Source organism: Paenibacillus sp. FSL H8-0317, assembly GCF_045040685.1.
In the GTDB taxonomy this organism is placed as follows: domain Bacteria; phylum Bacillota; class Bacilli; order Paenibacillales; family Paenibacillaceae; genus Paenibacillus.
In genome coordinates, this window is the sequence record NZ_CP150294.1 from 2,032,362 (window position 1) to 2,050,857 (window position 18,496).

The following is an 18,496-nucleotide window of genomic DNA, read 5'->3' on the forward strand; positions in this document are numbered from 1 at the left end:
AGACATGCTGGAAGGGGTAAACCGATGAAGAGAAGAATACTTGGCAAGACGGAACTGGACGTACCTGTATTGAGCTTTGGAGCATCCTCACTCGGTTCTGTATTTCGTGACATTGACCGGGACGAAGGGATTCGCACTGTACATGCGGCTGTAGATGCGGGGATGAATTACATAGACGTTTCGCCTTACTACGGGCTGACAAAGGCGGAGACAGTGTTGGGTGAAGCCATCCGCAGCTTGCCCCGCAGTTCATATATGTTATCAACCAAAGCCGGACGGTATGGGGAAAATGAGTTTGATTTTTCACGTCAGCGGATTCTGGATAGCGTGCAAGAGAGCCTGGATCGACTGCATACAGACTATATCGACATTCTGTTCCTGCATGATATTGAATTTGTGCCAGCAGAGATTATTATCGAAGAAGCTTTTCCAACGTTGCTGCGTCTGAAAGAGCAGGGAGTTATACGACATGCGGGCATATGTGGATTACCCTTGCCTTTGTTCGAGAAGGTTCTGCCACAGATCGATGCGGATGCGATCATATCGTATTGTCATTATTCATTGAATGATACCTCATTATTATCGTTATTACCCCTGTTGGAAAAAAAAGAAATTGGCCTTGTCAATGCTTCGCCTCTTTCTATGGGCTTGTTGAGTACCCGAGGCGCTCCAGCCTGGCATCCGGCAGATGATCGTGTGAAACAGCTCTGCCTGAAGGCTGCCCGCTTCTGTGCGGAACAAGGCAGTGACATTGCCAAGCTGGCCGTGCAATTCTCCACGTCGAATGAACGAATTCCGACAACACTGGTGAGCAGTGCCAGCCAGCGCAATATCCTCAATAATGCAGCCTGGATAGAGGAACCGATAGATCAGAACCTGCTGGATGAAGTGCTGCGCATTCTGGCTCCATTGCATAACGAGACATGGTCAAGCGGACGACCTGAATATAATACGAAGCCAAGCAAAACGACAGCAGAAGCATCCAAGGGGGAACAACGATGAGAGCCATTGTATGTGAAGGAATAGATCAATTGAAGCTCCAGGACCTGACTCAACCAGAACGAGCAGAAGGAGAGGCGTTGGTTGCCATTCGGCGGATTGGGATCTGTGGAACGGATCTGCATGCGTACAAAGGCAACCAGCCATTCTTCACCTATCCTCGTGTTCTGGGTCATGAACTGGCGGCTGTTATTGAAGAAATCGGTCCGAACGAGACTGGGTTACAGCCTGGGGATCAGGTAAGTATTATTCCGTATCTGCATTGCGGTCACTGTATTGCATGTCGCAATGGAAAAACCAATTGTTGTGCGTCCATGCAAGTCATGGGTGTACACGTAGACGGAGGCATGAGAGAAAGAATCAGCGTGCCTGTCTCACATCTGCTCTCAGCAGAAGGGTTGACGTTGGATGAGACGGCAATGGTAGAACCATTAAGCATTGGAGCCCATGCCGTCAGAAGAGCGGGAATCAAGCCTGGTGAGCATGTGGTTGTGATTGGAGCTGGCCCCATTGGCTTGGGTGTGATGGCATTTGCCAAACAGGCGGGAGCACGTGTTATTGCCGTTGATCGTAATCTGGACAGGCTGGAGCTTAGCCGGACTTGGGCTGGAGCGGATGACTTGGTTCAGGCGAATGAACATTCTGTGCAGCATGTGGCTGAAATCACGGGAGGCGACTATGCTACAGCTGTCTTTGATGCAACAGGTAACGTGAATTCCATGAATGAGGCCATTCAATATGTGGCGCATAGTGGACAACTTATTTTTGTGGGACTGGTGAAAGCAGATATTACCTTTCATGACCCCGAATTTCACAAGCGGGAGATGAGTATCCTGGGTAGTCGAAACGCAACCCGTGAAGATTTTGATCAAGTCCTGTCAACCCTGCGCCAAAAGAAAATAAGCATGGATGGGTATATCACACACCGAGTGGAATTTGATGAGTTACCTACTGCAATAGACCAATGGCTATTGCCAGATTCACATGTAGTCAAAGCCATCGTTGAGCTATAATAAAAATTAATTATAATAACAGAAAAAAAACGCTCTCTGACCTTGGTGGACAATACTGTTCATCCATAGGGTAAGAGAGCGTTTTTTTGTTTTTTTAACCATTATTTTTCCGGATTCGTCACAATGCCCGCATGTGGATCAATGTGACGAACAATGGACTTCAACCAGATCATCTCCAGCACATGTACCTCATAATAAAGTGCACCCGGGATTTGCCTGATCCATCCTTCAGCCATAGCAAGTTGTGTTGAGTCAGAAGTGGCTTCCAGCGTTCCAGGTTCACGGCGTAGCCGTTTGCGTACAGCTTTTTCAACTTGAGAGCTTTGTGTGGTCAAAATGCATACTTTGCGTTTGGAAGAAAAGCCCCTGAACGCAATGTACACCATTTCATAAGCAATAAGGTAGGCAATTACGGAATACATCGCTTGGTCCCAGCCAAAGACAACACCAGCGGCTGTCAGTATCAACAAGTTAAGCAGCATGATTATTTTTTCGATAAGCATCCGTTTTCCGCTAAATACACGTTCAGGTGGGCGGGAAGACGGATCACCGATTTCCAGCGTATCCAGTGTCCCACCATACCGCACGACGAGCCCAATTCCGAGTCCGAGGCATAATCCGCCAAACATGGCGGCAGCCAGCGGATGCTCTACAAGTGGCGGCATAGGATGAAGCACAATGGCACCGATCGAAAAGACAACCAGACCCAGAACAGTAACCAGTACAAATTTCTTCTGCACAATCTTGTAAGACAGAAATATAAACGGAACATTGAATAAAAATAGGAACAATCCAATCCTCATTTCGGTCCAGTGGGCGAAGAGTGAGGAAATGCCGGTAATGCCTCCAATAATAATCTTATTGGGGTGTAAGAACAATTCAAGTCCCACGGAGGCCAGAATTCCGCCCGCAATAACGAGAAACAGGTTTAACCAGCGGCGGGTAGACGATATCCTGGTCTTGACGGTGTTTGGCACCGGATTAGCCGATATCAGAGGTGCTTTCATAGGTCATCCTCCTTAGTGCGGCTTTCGAGCCATTCTCCCTGGGTTAGTCACAGAAAGATCGGCGTAAGAGCCGCGAAGTACGTTAGTATGTCTGTTCTGTACAGACATAGGAATTATCCTTCTTTCTGTAGGACCTTTGGCTCTTCTTTCTTTTTCCGAGGATCTTTGAACTTGAATATTTTATCCAATAAACGGAATACATGTTTGGACTCTTTGGTTAATAAAGGACCCAGAATGGCCAGAATTAGGACATACAGCGCGGCAAAAGGTTGAATCATTGGCAACAGTCCACCGGCTTTACCCATGTTGGCCAAGATAATGGAAAACTCACCCCGTGACACAATGGTTAATCCAATATTCGCCGATGCTTTGGGCGATAGTCCTGCACTGCGCCCTGCCAACATACCCGCCAGGAAGTTACCGAACAATGTAATAACAACTGCAATCAGAGCTAACCATACGGCTTCGCCGCCCAGGGACAAAGGATCAATGGACAATCCAAAGCTGAAGAAGAAGATGGCTCCGAAGAAGTCACGGAACGGTAGAATCAAGTGCTCAATCCGCTTCGCGTGTTCTGTTTCAGCAAGCACCAGACCAACCAGTAATGCACCAATCGCTTCGGCAACATGAATGGTCTCAGAGAAACCAGCTACCAGGAACAAGGCTCCAAATACAACGAGAGAGAATAGCTCATTCGATCTTATTTTAAGCAATTTGTTTAGTAGCGGTGTTGCTTTGCGTCCAAGGATAATCACGATAAGCATGAATCCAAGGGCAATAAGTGCGGACATGATGACGCCTCCGATGGAGGATGAATCACTAAGCACAAGTCCGGACAAGATCGAGATATATACAGCGAGGAATACATCTTCGAACATAATAATACCCAATATCATCTCTGTTTCCGGGTTGGCTGTTCGTTTCAAATCGACGAGTACCTTGGCCACAATGGCACTGGAAGAGATGGTAGTTATACCTGCGATAATAAGTGCTTCTGCAACTGGGAAACCGGACACAAAACCGAAAATTAATCCCAGCGTAAAGTTAATGCCGATGTAGATCGAGCCGCCAACTGCAATGGAGCGACCCGATTTAATTAAACGACCTACCGAGAATTCAAGTCCAAGGTAGAAGAGAAGGAACAGGATACCGATCCGACCCATAAATTCAATAAAAGGCTGACTCTCAATAAAGCGGAAGTCCAGATGCCAGATTTTCATGGCATGTGGACCAACGGCCATCCCGATCAGAATATAAAACGGAACAACCGAAAATCTTAGTTTTGCCGATAAAAGGCCGGCTGCCGCAATGAGCACAAGGGCCAGACCTACTTCGAATATCAAATGATCCATCTATTTACCCCCTTCCAGTCAGGAGGAGGGATTTAAACAGTTTCTGCTGATTGCGTTCGCCAACGGCTACCACCGTGGATTCTGCACTGATAACTACCTCCGGACCTGGGCTGATATGTTTTTTGTGATTTTTCTCTACAACGGCGATAACCGTTGCCCCAGAGTTCTGACGTACGTCCAATTCACCGATGGATTTGCCGATACTTGCAAAGGATGGTTCGATTTTGTACCACTCGATAATCAAGTCGTCAAACGTTACTTCAATATTTTCAAGCTGCTTTGGTTTGTAAGTTAATCCGCCAACAATAGCAGCAATCTGTCGTGCTTCGTAATCGTCAAGTGTGATCATCGAGATGCTTTGATCGGGATCATCATACTCGAAGTGGTACATTTCCCGGCGACCGTCATCGTGAATAATAATGACAATTTTATCACCGCTGCTTGTTTCAATTTGAAATTTTTTGCCAATTCCCGGCAAGTCTGTTTCGCGTACATCCATGGATTGTTGCCTCCTTATAATTAGGGGCTGGCCACAGAAGACAGGCTTATTTCCCGAAAATGTTAATCTGCTGCTCAAAGGAACATCAAAAGATGCGGGTAAACAGAGCCAGAAATTCCTGACACAGCCATATGATTTGAATTTGTCGGTGTGGGTACAAAAAAATAGGTACTGTCATAACATTGGTTTATCTAACGTGTGCTAAAAGGGTTATAAGTTATGCACAAGCACACCGTCTTATAGATACAGAGGTGTCTCCATGCAAAAGCAACCTGTAAATACGTCGTAACGGCTAGTGAAGAGCGTTCACGTATTTTGGTGCTATAGGGGTGAGGGATACATACATGCTGGTAAACTTAATAGGTAGCAGAAATAATCTGCGTTTAAACAGACAATACCACGGTTTAAAGGACAGACCCGTTGTAGGGATTCGCAGCATCAATACCAATGCGAGGACAAGAAAGACAGGCTTATTATGCGTAACCGCAATCAGCTTGGACATGACTTGTGGGTATTTGCGAATGACAGGTTTCTGCTGGGATTCGGGTATTTGCAACAGCACTTCCTTGTTGGAAGTTGCTTCTACAGACACCCCAACGGCAGATTCGGTCTGCATCGGAATAGGGAAGCACAAGGCTTGGAAAACGCACAAAATGATAATGATAGTGTAGTGGAGTATTCTAGGTTGTTGTCTCATTTTGGCTTCCCTCCTTTTCCGTGAAACATACTGTTATTAAAATAATAACACATTTTTGTCTTAACTCCAAACCTCTTCATAATATACTGAGAAATCATGACACGCTTTCCATCAATCCGCTTCGTATATCCCCATCGGCCTTGCCATATACTTTGAACAGGAAGGAAAGGAGTGATTCTTGTGGAACTGTTTGCTGTATGGACCGATGTATCGGGGCAAGAGGAAGCGGATCAATTTTATCGTTGTGTCAAGGAAAAAACCAAAGGTTTACATATAAATAAAAGAGGATTCCGGCTCACCTTCAAACATAATGATGGAAGAGCAACCTGGGTGTGCAGAGGGAATGAGAATCACGAAGACTTCCAGCAATGGCTTCCCCGGATCAGTGATCTGCTCTCCCTTGGACTCGCCGACTTCATTATGGAGACACAGGAACGAGGCATGGTGGAGGATATGATCGCCAAAGCGTGTTCTGTCATGGATGAGCATGAGGTGGAGAAGGTCAATCGAATCTGCATGCCACTTCTATTAAATGGTGATCTGGATCAGCCCGGACTTCGGGAGCGCCGCCGTACTACGTTAGCCAGTGGACTACGGCAGGATCTGGAGGATGTTCACTTTTTTCACCTTGAAGGTATTATCAATTTCCGTATACGGCCATATAAGCAGGAACTTCAGGAATTAGTGGAGTATGCGCTCGATGAGTTCTGGATGGATCGGCAATATGAAGAGTTTATGGGGCTGTTAAAATATTTTGTGTTTTTTCAAGAAGCCAAAGTACCACTAGTTCATCTTGTACACAAGGGAATGCATGAATTTCAGGTCCTGGATGCTGGACTTAATATTTTACCCGTGCAAAAGGATGAACAGGTTGTTGTGGAAATGCCGGGTCTGGAACTGGAGATGGATATTGAAGATATGATTGTAAGTACACTCATCTCGATCTCTCCTGAGAAGGTCATGCTCCATACACGCACCCCGGATCTGCCAATCATCTCGACCATATGCCAGATCTTTGAAGACAAAGTGCAAATATGTCATCATTGCCCGGAATGCGAAGTGCTGCGCTCAGGATTGTTGACAGGTCTTGACGCAAGTGATCTCGGCAATTATAATAACTGTTGATCCATGAATTTTTCATGAGAACCATTGAACCAAAAGCGTTGACAAAGACAACAACCACACGCAAGATCGGTGCAGAGAGAGGAACCTAGGCTGGAATTTCCTCCGGATATCACGTATGGTTTACCCCTTTGTAGCTGCAATTTTGAAAGTGGAGTTAGAATATCGCCTTTATGGTGGATTATCCGCGAGTAAGGATCTGCCGGGTCATGCCCGTTATCGTCATGCCAATGAGGGCTGTATTTCCGAATATGGATGAATCAGCTGAATTAGGGTGGAACCACGAGTATATAACACTCGTCCCTTTGCCGGGACGGGTGTTTTTTGCGTTCCTTTGCAAAATGACTGGAATAGCAATAGATAATCAGTCCATAAATATCTGGACTCGAAGGTTACATTAACAGGAGGAATGAGACAAATGGCAGTGAACATTAAATTACCGGATGGTTCAGTACGTGAGTATGCGGATGGCAGCAGCATTGAGGATGTAGCCGCTTCAATTAGCAGCGGATTGCGCAAAAATGCCGTAGCCGGCAAGCTGGATGGTATCGTGGTGGACTTGTCCACAAACCTTCATGAGGGAGCATTGGTGGAGATCGTAACGCTGGATTCACCAGAAGGACTTGAAGTGATGCGTCATAGTACAGCTCACTTAATGGCTCAAGCAGTGAAACGTTTATATGGTAACAAAGAGGTACGCCTCGGTATTGGCCCTGTCATTGAAGATGGTTTCTACTATGATATGGACCTCGAACATGCGCTCAATCCTGAAGATCTGCAAAAGATCGAGAAGGAAATGGAACGTATTGTGAACGAGAACTTGCCAATTGTACGTAAGGAAGTTAGCCGCGAGGACGCGATCAAAACGTTTGAAGAAGTGGGCGATCCTTACAAACTTGAGTTGATTCGTGATTTGCCAGCGGACAGCGTGATCACGATTTATGAGCAAGGTGAATTCTTCGACTTGTGTCGTGGTCCTCACGTCCCATCGACTAGCAAAATTAAAGTGTTCAAACTGATGAATGTCGCGGGTGCTTACTGGCGTGGAGATAGCAAAAACAAAATGCTTCAACGTATCTATGGTACGGCTTTTGTGAAAAAAGCACAGCTGGACGAGCATCTGCACTTCCTTGAAGAAGCTCGCAAACGGGATCACCGCAAGTTGGGTAAAGAGCTGGAAATGTTCACATTCTCCCAACTGGTCGGTCAAGGCCTGCCAATCTGGTTGCCTAACGGCGCGAAGCTGCGCCGTACTCTGGAGCGTTATATTGTGGATCTGGAAGAAAGCCTGGGATACCAGCATGTATACACACCGGTTCTGGGTAACGTGGAATTGTACAAAACATCTGGACACTGGGAGCACTACCAGGAAGACATGTTCCCGAAAATGGTTATGGATAACGAGGAACTCGTTCTGCGCCCAATGAACTGTCCTCACCATATGATGGTGTACAAGTCCAGCATGCACAGCTACCGTGATCTGCCAATCCGTATTGCGGAGCTTGGCATGATGCACCGTTATGAAATGTCGGGGGCATTAACAGGTCTGCACCGTGTACGTGCAATGACACTGAACGACTCACACATTTTTGCACGCCCGGATCAGATCAAAGAAGAGTTTGCTCGTGTTATCGAGTTGATTCAAACAGTGTATAAGGATTTTGGTATTAACGAATACCGTTTCCGTCTGTCCTATCGTGATCCGAAGGATACCGAGAAATACTTCCAGAACGACGAGATGTGGGAAATGTCCCAACGCATGCTGCGTGAAGTTGTGGAAGAACTTGATCTTCCTTTCTATGAAGCTGAAGGTGAAGCGGCATTCTACGGTCCGAAGCTGGATGTACAGATCAAAACAGCCCTGGGCAAAGAAGAGACATTGTCTACGGTTCAACTGGACTTCCTGTTGCCTGAGCGCTTTGAACTTGAATATGTGGGAGATGACGGACAAAAACATCGTCCGGTCGTTATTCACCGCGGTGTAATTAGTACAATGGAACGTTTCACAGCATTCTTGCTGGAGAACTTTGCAGGAGCTTTCCCATTGTGGTTGTCTCCAGTACAGGCAAAAGTGATCCCAGTATCCGGAAACTTCGACGATTATGCGCGTGAAGTGGAAGCGAAGCTGAAACGTGCGGGAATCTCTGCTGAAGCCGATCTGCGGAATGAGAAGCTTGGATATAAAATCCGTGAGGCGCAGCTTGAGAAAATGCCTTATATGTTTGTAGTTGGTGAGAATGAGCGTAATGCAGAAGCAGTATCCGTGCGTAAGCGTGGAGAAGGCGATCTGGGCATGAAACCGGTCGATGAAATAATCGCTCAATTGAAAGAAGAAATCGCAACACGTTTGGTATAAATGAACAAATGATCTATCGGATAACCAGTGCATAAGTTGCGCTGATCACTCTGCATAACGCCTGGATAACATGGGATTGACCTATGTTGTTCAGGCGTTTTTTCGTAGTGTTTGCAGTAAAAAGTATAGATTAATTGCTTTTTGGAAAACCTTTGCAGTGAGGGGGAGGTTATACAATGAAAAAGCAATTCTCAATTCAGAAGAAACATATACGGGGTTTATTGGTTGGCTGTGTGATGTTCGCCGGAATGATGATTAACCTGAATCAGGCGGATGCCTATACATTTGAAGAGGAAAGTACAGTACTGCATGTCGAGAGTCAGAGCAGCGGCATTGAAGGTCCGATTATTGAAAATTCGAGCAAGTCGGATCAAGAATTTCCAGAACAGGTCAGCCATCAATACAGCGATGAGGCCCAGCTGACGACCATGGTGTATATGGCTTTATTGTGGTCACCACAACCAATGCTCATTCCAAGACCTGAACTTCCAGAAAAACAAGTGGCGGATCCGTCTATGCCGGTGCTTGCTCCGCGTTCAGAACAAATCCTGGGTACACAAAAGGTTACAGCAACGGGATATACGGCAGGAGTGGAGTCTACAGGAAAAGGGCCTAAACATCCTCAATATGGAATTACGTATTCTGGTGTCAAAGTACGCCGTGATAAAGAAACGGTCTCCACGATTGCAGCTGATCCAAAATTGTTCCCGATGGGTTCCATTCTGTATATTCCGGGCTATGGCTACGGAATTGTTGCAGATACCGGTTCAGCGATCAAAGGCCATAAGATCGATCTGTATTTCCCGACAACCAAGCAAGTGTACAAAGAGTGGGGCAAAAAGGATGTGGAGGTACAGGTGATCAGGCAAGGCGCTGGGAAATGCACAGAAAAGATGCTCAGCGAGTTGGCAGATGCGATCGACGTGTACAAATCCGTACCGGACTCGTGGCTGGACAAGGCCATATAATTTCACCTGGTCACATGAATAACTGAAGTGCTCTCTTCACATAATATTGACTGGGGACGAACCCCGCGGTGCAGCAATGCAACGTAAATATGAAGAGAGAGGTGATTCGTTGTGGCTAAGAAATCACAAGGACAAGGGTACCAAACGCCAAACGAGAAGTACAATGCAGAGTTTGGAGAAGAGAATGCAGCAGCTAAAGTGAAACAATCCGCTCAAAACAAAGTACAAGATAATTTCCAAACACCTGATGAAAAATTCAATGCCGAGTTCGGTGTAGAAAACACGGGTCAAACAAACCAAGGCCGTGCAGGGAAATTCCAGAAATAATTGAAGATAAAGATTCAGCACCCTGGAGCAGCAGCTCCGGGGTGTTTTACATATGCGGATTTTTTACATAAATATCCTCCCATCTCAGTCTCGAGACCGAGATAACTTCCATCTGCCGCCGCTGTTCTCATTGTTCTGTCTGAGTTACACTGGATACATAATACAGACAAAGGAGACATGAGCGATGAAACGATCGACGCGTGACCGCTGGTGGGTTGGCATACCTCTTATTGCTATTGGTGCGATGATCTTGTTCAGACAATTGGGATATGACATTGATGTAGGATATATTTTCAGAACATATTGGCCGTTATTTCTAATCTGGTGGGGGGTCAAAGGAATCTCCGAGATTCGTCGCAACGGGGGTTACGCCTTTATTGGACCGGTAATTGTACTGGCGATCGGTGGTTACTTCCTAGCCCGTAACCTGGGATGGATTGATTACTCCATGGGGGAGTTCATCCGTTATCTGATTCCGATTATGCTGATTGGCGGAGGATTGTTCGTACTGATTGGGCCACGACGTCGAGATCGGAAACATCATGACAAGATGCAGCCACCTCCAGCAACAGAACAACCATATAAACCGTTGTCCCCTGAGGATCTGGAGATGCCGTCGTCGTTTGACGAACAGTTCGAGAAAACATTTGGCAAACCAAAACAGGAACAGAAGAACGATGCACATGGCCCTCATTTCACAGGATCAACGGATTCATCATCACAAGGGCATCAATATAAGAAGAAACATCAATCGTATAACTCTAACGATACCGGATATGGAGAACATTATGATGATGGGTACGGAAATGGTTATGGGAATTATGGCAGTGGCAATACCATTAATAAATCAGCGTTCATTGGGGATTTGTACATGGGACAAGAAGTGTTCTCGTTGAAACCCATGAACATCTCGGCTTTTATCGGAGATACCGTAATTGATTTGACCAAAGCACAGATTCCATACGGTGAGACGAAAATTGTCATTTCTTCATTTATTGGGGATGTGAAAGTATTTGTTCCAGAAGATATGGATCTGGGTGTGACGGTGACGACTAATTCCTTCATTGGAGATATGTCACTGTTGAACCAGAAACGCGGCGGATTCCTGAGTAGTGCCCAGGCTGAAACTGCCCATTACCATGAAGCAAGCAAAAAGGTACGGATTATTGTAAGTGTGTTTATCGGAGACGTCAAAGTGAATAAGGTGGGTTAACGCATGATTCGAACAATTCTCAAGGCCAATAAATGGGAACTGATGATGTATTTTGCGCTAACCGGTCTAATTACGCTGGGCGGATTCTATCTATTGTATGGAGAGGTGTTGATGGGGGCTGGTCGTCAGCGGGCATGGACCTATGTTGCCGTTGTTGTGCTGGCCACCGTTATCACCGGATATATCGCTGCATTACGACTCCAACGCAAGATCGACCTACTTGATCTCAACATGTTGAAAGTGTCCAAGGGTAATCTGGCGGTGCGTATGCCTGAAGCGGATGATGCTTCGTTTGGTCGTGTCTATCAGGAATTCAATGTCATGATGGATTCGATTGAGAAAAAGATGAGACTGCTTCAGCGCCTTGGTGAGCAGGAAGTCATTGAGAAGGAGCAAGCCTCGGAGCGGGCTGTGCTTGAAGAGCGTAAACGAATGGCAAGGGATCTTCATGACACGGTTAGCCAGCAGCTGTTTGCCATGCATATGTCGGCTTCGTCCTTACCTCGTCTGCTGGAGATGAATCCTGAACATGGCGGTAAAGTACTGGACCAGTTAATCCAGATGTCACATATTGCACAGCGTCAGATGCGAGGACTTATTGCCCAACTTCGACCGGTGGAGCTGGAAGGGCGTGACCTCACCGCAGCACTGGATAGTTGGTTTCCTGATTATTGCAGGCAGAATGGTCTTAAAGGTGTGAAAGAGCTGGAACTGGATGGCGGAATCTCGGATGCCATTGAGCACCAGCTGTTTCTTGTTATTCAGGAGGCTGTTGCGAATGTCGTGAAGCATGCAGAGGCGGGAGTGGTTAGTCTGTCCATACGGGAGAGTGAACATCAGATCAGCATGAGCATCAGCGATGATGGTCAGGGATTTTTGCAGCAAGCGGAGCGTCCGGGTTCATACGGGTTATCTACCATGCGTGAACGGGCGGAGAAGCTTGGGGGGCAAGTTCAGATTATATCAAAGCCGGGAGCGGGAACGACGGTACGGGTATTGATCCCGAAATTTCCGAATGTATCTGAATGAACTAGAGGGGGAGACGCAATGAGTGGGAAAATAAACGTAATGATTGTGGATGACCATGACATGGTTCGAATGGGGCTGAAAACGTATCTGATGCTGGAACCTACTTTTCATGTGATGGGGGAAGCGGGCCACGGGCAGGATGCGCTTGATCAGTTGCGTAAGTTAAATGATAGTGAAATGCCGGATCTGATCCTGATGGATCTGATGATGCCGGTAATGAATGGCGCTGAAGCAACAAAAGCCATCATGACTGAATTTCCAGGGATGAAAATTGTGATGCTCACCAGTTTCCTGGAGGATGATCTGGTTGTGCAAGCGATTGAAGCGGGTGCGGTAAGTTATGTACTGAAGACAGTCTCTGCTGAAGAACTGATCTATGCTCTTCAAGGGGCCTATAGAGGCATGCCTGTTATGACAGGTGATGTGTCGCAGGCGTTAACCCGGGGAATCAGACAACGTACAGCGAGAGAGAGTGAATCGGGTCTGACTGAACGGGAGAAGGAAGTGTTGCTACTTATTGCAGAGGGAAAGACCAACAAAGACATTGGGGAAGAATTACATATCAGTATCAAAACCGTCAAAACACATGTGAGCAACCTGCTGATGAAATGTGAGATGGACGATCGTACACAATTGGCCATCTATGCGCATCGTCAGGGTTGGGTGAAAACGAAAGGGTAAATGCTGTCATGACGGGGAAAAGAATGTATTCTTACGTGCTTTTATCTCCTTTTTAATTGTTTTTAAGGTACGGTTAAGGTTTAAAGTACAAAATAAGAACAGTTAAAGAATATCTCTTGGGAATAAGAGATTGGGAGGTAGAGAGGCATGGACGAACGCAACTATAGATCGAACCGTCAAGACGAGGAAAACGAAACCAAACAAACGGAGAACCGCAATTCTTCCGGAACGGACGAATCCTCCTATTATTATTCTTATGGACCTTTTCAGTCCGTGAATCAGGAAGATACAGCAAATCACATGGGAAGCACTAATCAGCGTGAAGAAGGAAATGTAGAGATTACAAAACCTGATCCGGTGAGACCCGTACCTACTTACTATAATAGTGAATCATCTGAACAAGCGAAAAGATCATCAGGCGGCGGAAACGGCTCAGGTAACGGTGGAGATCAAGGGAATGGCGGCAAAGGCAACTGGAACTATAATAACCGCAAGCCGCGTTCTTCCGTAAGATCACTTCTATTTTCCTTTATTGCCGGTATGCTGGTCATCACTGTTCTCATGTACACAGCTGATAGAACAAACATGTTCACACCGGAGACGGCACTTATGAACACGGACAATCAAAGTTCAGGACAGGAAGCATCCACAAACACAGGCGGAGGCAACAATGTCACAGCGTCGTTACTGCCAACAGGCAAAGAAGATGTGTCTTCCGTAGTAACAAGTACAAGTCCGGCTGTCGTTAAAATTGAAACACTCGCGAAGCAGTCCTCACGTACAGGATTGGGTCAGGGTGGATCGAATACAAGTGATCCGCTGTACCAATACTTCTTTGGTAATGGGGGCGGAACGGAAGGCAATCAAGGCCAAAGCCAGCAACCACAAAGCAGTAATCAGCTTGTGCCTATGGGCATTGGTTCGGGGTTCATTTTTGACAAAGAAGGATATATCCTGACGAATCAACACGTTGTACAGGGTGCAGATGTAATCCAGGTAACCCTGGAGAACAACAGCAAGCCTTATGAAGCTAAACTGCTGGGAAGCAGCTTTGATCTGGATTTGGCTGTATTGAAAATTGAGAAAAACAGTGGTGACGATGCGTTCCCTGTAGCTCCACTGGGTGATTCCAATAGTACTCAAGTCGGTGAGTGGCTTGTAGCTATCGGTAACCCTGAAGGATTCGAACACACGGTTACAGCAGGTGTACTGAGTGCCAAAGAACGTACAATCAGCATTCCAGATGAAGAAACAGGAAAAACACGTGAGTACAGCCATTTGCTGCAAACGGATGCTTCGATTAATCCGGGTAACTCCGGTGGTCCGTTGCTTAACCTGAACGGGGAAGTTATCGGTATGAACGTTGCAGTAAGCGCAGACGCACAAGGGATTGGTTTTGCGATCCCATCAAGTGTCATCTCTGAAGCGGTTAAATATCTTAAAGAGAACAAAGAAGTTCCCAAAGAGCCAGTACCCTTTATCGGTGCATCTTTGATGGCTCTCACACCTGAAGTCGCTAAACAAATGGGAACAGATGTGACCGAAGGTTCAGTTGTAGCCAGCACGATCTTCCAATCGCCGGCTTACCAAGCAGATCTTCGTGCATATGACATCATTACAGGTGCGAACGGTACCCCTTACGCCACAAGTCAAGATCTGATTGATTTTATCAAGAAACAGGAAATCGGCAGTGAAGTGACATTAAACGTGGTGCGTGACGGTAAGAAAATGGATCTGAAAATCAAAATCGGTAACAAAAATGATTTTGATACTTCACAAACAACAGGTACACAACAGCAGCAACCATAAATATCGGTTAAGGATTAACAGAACGGAAGGGTTTGAAGGCCCTTCCGTTTTTTTTGCCCTGATGGAGCAAGGTTACAATGGACCAGTACGGAATGGAGACCGCCTACTTGAAGATGCAGATTGTGCTTCTGCCTGTTACAATGGGATAAAACGTTAGGATAAAGGAGAAAGACCATGCGCTCAACTATTTTGATTGTGGATGATGACGAAAAAATTGTATCCATGCTCCGCCGGGGGCTGGCTTTTGAAGGATATGAGGTACAGACGGCTTCCAATGGAGCTGAAGGCCTCAGCAAACTGATGGACAAGGAGCCGGACATCGTTGTGCTGGATGTGATGATGCCGCAGATTGACGGATTTGAGGTATGTCGCAGATTGAGAGAAGCAGGCAGCAAAGTACCTGTGCTGATGCTGACGGCCAAGGATGAAGTACAGAGCCGAGTGACCGGACTGGACACGGGAGCCGATGACTACCTTGTAAAACCTTTTGCGCTGGAAGAATTATTGGCACGTGTCCGCGCATTGCTGCGCCGCAAGTCTGATAATGGGGGTACGCCGGACAACCGCTTAATGTATGAAGATATCATTTTGGACAATGACTCACGTGAAGTATTGCGAGATGGGCAGCGTCTGGAGCTGACTGCCAAAGAATTCGAACTGTTGAATCTGTTCATGCAAAATCCAAGACGGGTACTGTCCCGTGATCTGATTATGGATAAAATCTGGGGTTATGATTACAGCGGTGAGTCTAACGTGCTTGAAGTGTACATTGCCATGCTCAGACAGAAGACCGAAGAATACGGTGGCAAGCGTCTAATCCAGACCATCCGGGGAGCCGGCTATATTCTGAGAGGTGACTCTTGATATGTCCATCCGGTTAAGATTAACCGCATGGTATTCTGGCATTTTGGCGGCTGTTCTGATCTTTTGGGGCGTTGTAATCTATGCCTTTGTTTATTTTAACTCCTATCAGGAAGTCGAACAGCAATTGAAGGTGAAGAGTACCCGGATTACGGAGCAGATCGGTGTTAATCCTCTTTCACAGTCGTTGGATCTGGACCCATTTACAGAGAGTCAGCTTCAAGAGGCACAAATCTATATTCAACTCTGGGATTATCAGAGTCGCTCAGGCAGGATTTCGGGTAATATGGAGAAATTGCAGATTCAGTTTCCGGTACTAAAAGCCAATGAGATACTTAAAGAGCGTGGCATATCCAAGATCTATGTGGACGGTACACCGTTTCTGGTGAATCAGCTTCCCCTTTCTCTTCAAGGTACCAATGAAGTACGTGGAATTCTTCAGGTAGGAGCCAATGTAAGTTCACAGGAGCGCTTGCTGGAAGCGTTGCTTAATATTTTGGTTTTTGGCTGGCTGGTGGCTATGGCATTGGCTATAACCTCAGGTCTCGTTCTGGCCCGGAAGTCGATGCGTCCGCTCGTGAATGTCATTGATGCCGCGAACCAGATTCAATCGGGAGATGACTTAAGTGTACGTATTCAATATGCGGGGCCAAAGGATGAGATCGGGCGTCTGATTGAAACGGTGAATAATATGCTTGAACGTACAGAATTGTCATTCCGTGGTTTGGAGGAGACGAATGCTGCCCAGCGCCGCTTTGTATCCGATGCATCACATGAACTGCGTACACCGCTGACCACCATTCGCGGGAACGTGGACTTCCTGAAGAAGTTATGGGATCAGGAGGGAACCGACCGACCGAATCTGGATGAGGAGACCGTCAAGCAAATGTCGCTGGAAGCCATTGAAGACATGGCTGACGAGGGAAAACGTATGAGCAGGCTGATCAGCGACATGTTATCGCTGGCGAGAGCGGATACGGGTCAGAAAATTGAACTGAATCCGATCCCGCTGCAGATACTCGTACAGGAAGTGGCACGCAGAGCACAATTTCTGGATCGTCAGGCAGACTGGCTTCCAGGAGATTTTTCCATCCTGAACGGCATTTATGTGAACGGTAGCAAGGACTATCTGCAACAGATGTTATTTATTTTCATCGAAAATGCGTTTAAATACACACCTGAAGGCTCTGTGACGCTGGATGCCGTATTATACAAGGGCCAGGTGGGACTGCGCATCAGCGACACCGGTATTGGGATGGATCGGGACGAAGTGCCGTTCATCTTTGATCGCTTCTATCGGGCAGATGAATCCCGTGGGGCTACACCGGGCATCGGTCTGGGACTTTCAATTGCGAAGTGGATTATTGAGGAACACCATGGATCGGTTGAGGTTGTGACCAGACGTGGAGAAGGAACCACCTTTATTATCTGGTTGCCGGTTGTCTTTGCTCCGCCTATCGAATAAAGGTATAATAGACAGGACTGCAATTACATCGGCAACGTTGCCGAGAAAGAAAGCGGGTGGCAACCAAGTGGAAGTATTACGAATTTCGCCGCGGGGATATTGTTACGGCGTTGTGGATGCGATGGTGCTCGCGCGTCAAGCGGCACGCAATCTGGATTTACCACGACCTATTTATATATTGGGTATGATTGTGCATAACCAACATGTGACGGATTCCTTTGAAGATGAAGGTATTATTACATTGGATGGTCCGAACCGGATGGATATTTTGAGCCAAGTGGAGAGTGGCACGATTATTTTTACAGCTCATGGTGTATCTCCTGAAGTGCGTAAGCTGGCACGGGACAAAGGATTGACAACAGTGGATGCAACATGCCCTGATGTGACCAAGACACATGATCTCATTCGCGAAAAGACAGCAGAAGGTTATCAGATTATCTATATTGGTAAAAGGAATCATCCTGAACCAGAAGGTGCTGTTGGCGTTGCGCCAGACCTCGTTCATCTGATCGAGAAGGAAGAAGAGATCGAAGAACTGAACGTACCTTCAGGCAAGATCCTTATTACGAATCAGACAACGATGAGCCAGTGGGATATCAAACACATTATGAGCCGTCTGCTGGAGAAGTTTCCGGGAGCTGAGATTCATAATGAAATTTGCCTCGCAACTCAGGTTCGTCAGGAAGCTGTTGCTGAACAGGCAGGTCAAGCGGACCTGGTTATCGTGGTGGGTGATCCTCGCAGCAATAACTCTAACCGTCTGGCACAAGTGTCGGAGGAGATTGCGGGTGTTACGGCCTACCGTGTATCCGATGTTTCCGAGATTCAGCAAGAATGGCTGAAAGGTGTAAATAAGGTGGCGGTTACTTCGGGTGCATCAACACCAACACCGATCACGAAGGAAGTCATCCTTTACCTGGAGCAGTATGAACATGACAAGCCGGAGACGTGGGAAATCAAACGTACCGTGAACATGAGCAAACTGCTGCCTCCAGTTAGAGAAAAAACACGTACACCTTAGGCGCAACTAATGTAAAAATAAGTCTAAGTGTATGTGAATTAAAAACGAGATGTGAATGAGAAGAATCCTGTTACGCA

General features: G+C 46.5%; 17 protein-coding genes. 13 read left to right on the plus strand and 4 right to left on the minus strand.

What is annotated here, in order from left to right; all coding sequences use genetic code 11:
- Positions 1-24: 24 nt before the first annotated feature.
- Both MHB43_RS09515 and MHB43_RS09520 read left to right on the plus strand, forming a co-directional pair.
- Entirely contained in the window at positions 25-1,002 is a 978-nt protein-coding gene (locus MHB43_RS09515; protein WP_339183510.1) for an aldo/keto reductase, read from the plus strand.
- Positions 999-2,012: a zinc-binding alcohol dehydrogenase family protein gene (locus MHB43_RS09520; protein WP_339183512.1), complete on the plus strand. Its 1,014-nt coding sequence runs from the start codon at positions 999-1,001 to the stop codon at positions 2,010-2,012. The genes MHB43_RS09515 and MHB43_RS09520 overlap by 4 nt, the downstream gene beginning before the upstream one ends.
- A 101-nt stretch (positions 2,013-2,113) precedes the next feature.
- On the opposite strand, the gene MHB43_RS09525 is transcribed toward MHB43_RS09520, so the two are convergent.
- From MHB43_RS09525 to MHB43_RS09540, 4 genes are all read right to left on the minus strand, one after another.
- A complete protein-coding gene (locus MHB43_RS09525) occupies positions 2,114-3,019 on the minus strand; it encodes a YitT family protein (RefSeq protein WP_237176209.1) in 906 nt (301 codons plus the stop codon).
- 113 nt (positions 3,020-3,132) lie between these two features.
- On the minus strand, positions 3,133-4,371 hold the full coding sequence (locus MHB43_RS09530; protein WP_091014701.1) for a cation:proton antiporter: 1,239 nt from the start codon (positions 4,369-4,371) through the stop codon (positions 3,133-3,135).
- Between the two features lie 4 nt (positions 4,372-4,375).
- Complete coding sequence (locus tag MHB43_RS09535; protein WP_076209182.1) at positions 4,376-4,870, minus strand: cation:proton antiporter regulatory subunit; 495 nt, start codon at positions 4,868-4,870, stop codon at positions 4,376-4,378.
- A 292-nt stretch (positions 4,871-5,162) separates the two neighbouring features.
- On the minus strand, positions 5,163-5,567 hold the full coding sequence (locus MHB43_RS09540) for a hypothetical protein (RefSeq protein WP_221822988.1): 405 nt from the start codon (positions 5,565-5,567) through the stop codon (positions 5,163-5,165).
- A 171-nt stretch (positions 5,568-5,738) separates the two neighbouring features.
- On the opposite strand from MHB43_RS09540, the gene MHB43_RS09545 reads away from it, so the two are divergent.
- The 11 genes from MHB43_RS09545 to MHB43_RS09595 all read left to right on the plus strand — a co-directional run bounded on the left by MHB43_RS09545 (position 5,739) and on the right by MHB43_RS09595 (position 18,419).
- A complete protein-coding gene (locus tag MHB43_RS09545) occupies positions 5,739-6,692 on the plus strand; it encodes a putative sporulation protein YtxC (protein WP_405131832.1) in 954 nt (317 codons plus the stop codon).
- 415 nt (positions 6,693-7,107) lie between these two features.
- Positions 7,108-9,045 (plus strand): threonine--tRNA ligase, encoded by a 1,938-nt coding sequence (gene thrS, locus MHB43_RS09550; protein WP_339183521.1) that lies wholly within the window; start codon positions 7,108-7,110, stop codon positions 9,043-9,045.
- Between the two features lie 428 nt (positions 9,046-9,473).
- Positions 9,474-10,013: a 3D domain-containing protein gene (locus tag MHB43_RS09555; RefSeq protein WP_221823518.1), complete on the plus strand. Its 540-nt coding sequence runs from the start codon at positions 9,474-9,476 to the stop codon at positions 10,011-10,013.
- A 111-nt stretch (positions 10,014-10,124) separates the two neighbouring features.
- Positions 10,125-10,340 (plus strand): hypothetical protein, encoded by a 216-nt coding sequence (locus MHB43_RS09560; RefSeq protein ID WP_221822994.1) that lies wholly within the window; start codon positions 10,125-10,127, stop codon positions 10,338-10,340.
- A 184-nt stretch (positions 10,341-10,524) separates the two neighbouring features.
- Complete coding sequence (gene liaF, locus MHB43_RS09565; RefSeq protein WP_339183524.1) at positions 10,525-11,553, plus strand: cell wall-active antibiotics response protein LiaF; 1,029 nt, start codon at positions 10,525-10,527, stop codon at positions 11,551-11,553.
- A 3-nt stretch (positions 11,554-11,556) separates the two neighbouring features.
- Positions 11,557-12,582, plus strand: coding sequence for a sensor histidine kinase (locus MHB43_RS09570; protein ID WP_091032721.1), 1,026 nt, complete (start codon positions 11,557-11,559; stop codon positions 12,580-12,582).
- A gap of 18 nt (positions 12,583-12,600) precedes the next feature.
- On the plus strand, positions 12,601-13,263 hold the full coding sequence (locus MHB43_RS09575; RefSeq protein WP_339183527.1) for a response regulator transcription factor: 663 nt from the start codon (positions 12,601-12,603) through the stop codon (positions 13,261-13,263).
- Between the two features lie 147 nt (positions 13,264-13,410).
- Positions 13,411-15,072: a trypsin-like peptidase domain-containing protein gene (locus MHB43_RS09580; protein ID WP_339183530.1), complete on the plus strand. Its 1,662-nt coding sequence runs from the start codon at positions 13,411-13,413 to the stop codon at positions 15,070-15,072.
- Between the two features lie 174 nt (positions 15,073-15,246).
- The gene (locus MHB43_RS09585) at positions 15,247-15,936 is read left to right on the plus strand and encodes a response regulator transcription factor (protein WP_076209172.1); all 690 of its coding nucleotides are present in this window, start codon (positions 15,247-15,249) and stop codon (positions 15,934-15,936) included.
- Between the two features lies 1 nt (position 15,937).
- Positions 15,938-17,398 carry a cell wall metabolism sensor histidine kinase WalK gene (locus MHB43_RS09590; protein ID WP_237176203.1) on the plus strand — a complete coding sequence of 487 codons (1,461 nt, stop codon included), beginning with the start codon at positions 15,938-15,940 and terminating at the stop codon, positions 17,396-17,398.
- Between the two features lie 67 nt (positions 17,399-17,465).
- On the plus strand, positions 17,466-18,419 hold the full coding sequence (locus MHB43_RS09595) for a 4-hydroxy-3-methylbut-2-enyl diphosphate reductase (protein WP_076209170.1): 954 nt from the start codon (positions 17,466-17,468) through the stop codon (positions 18,417-18,419).
- The last annotated feature ends 77 nt before the right edge of the window (positions 18,420-18,496 follow it).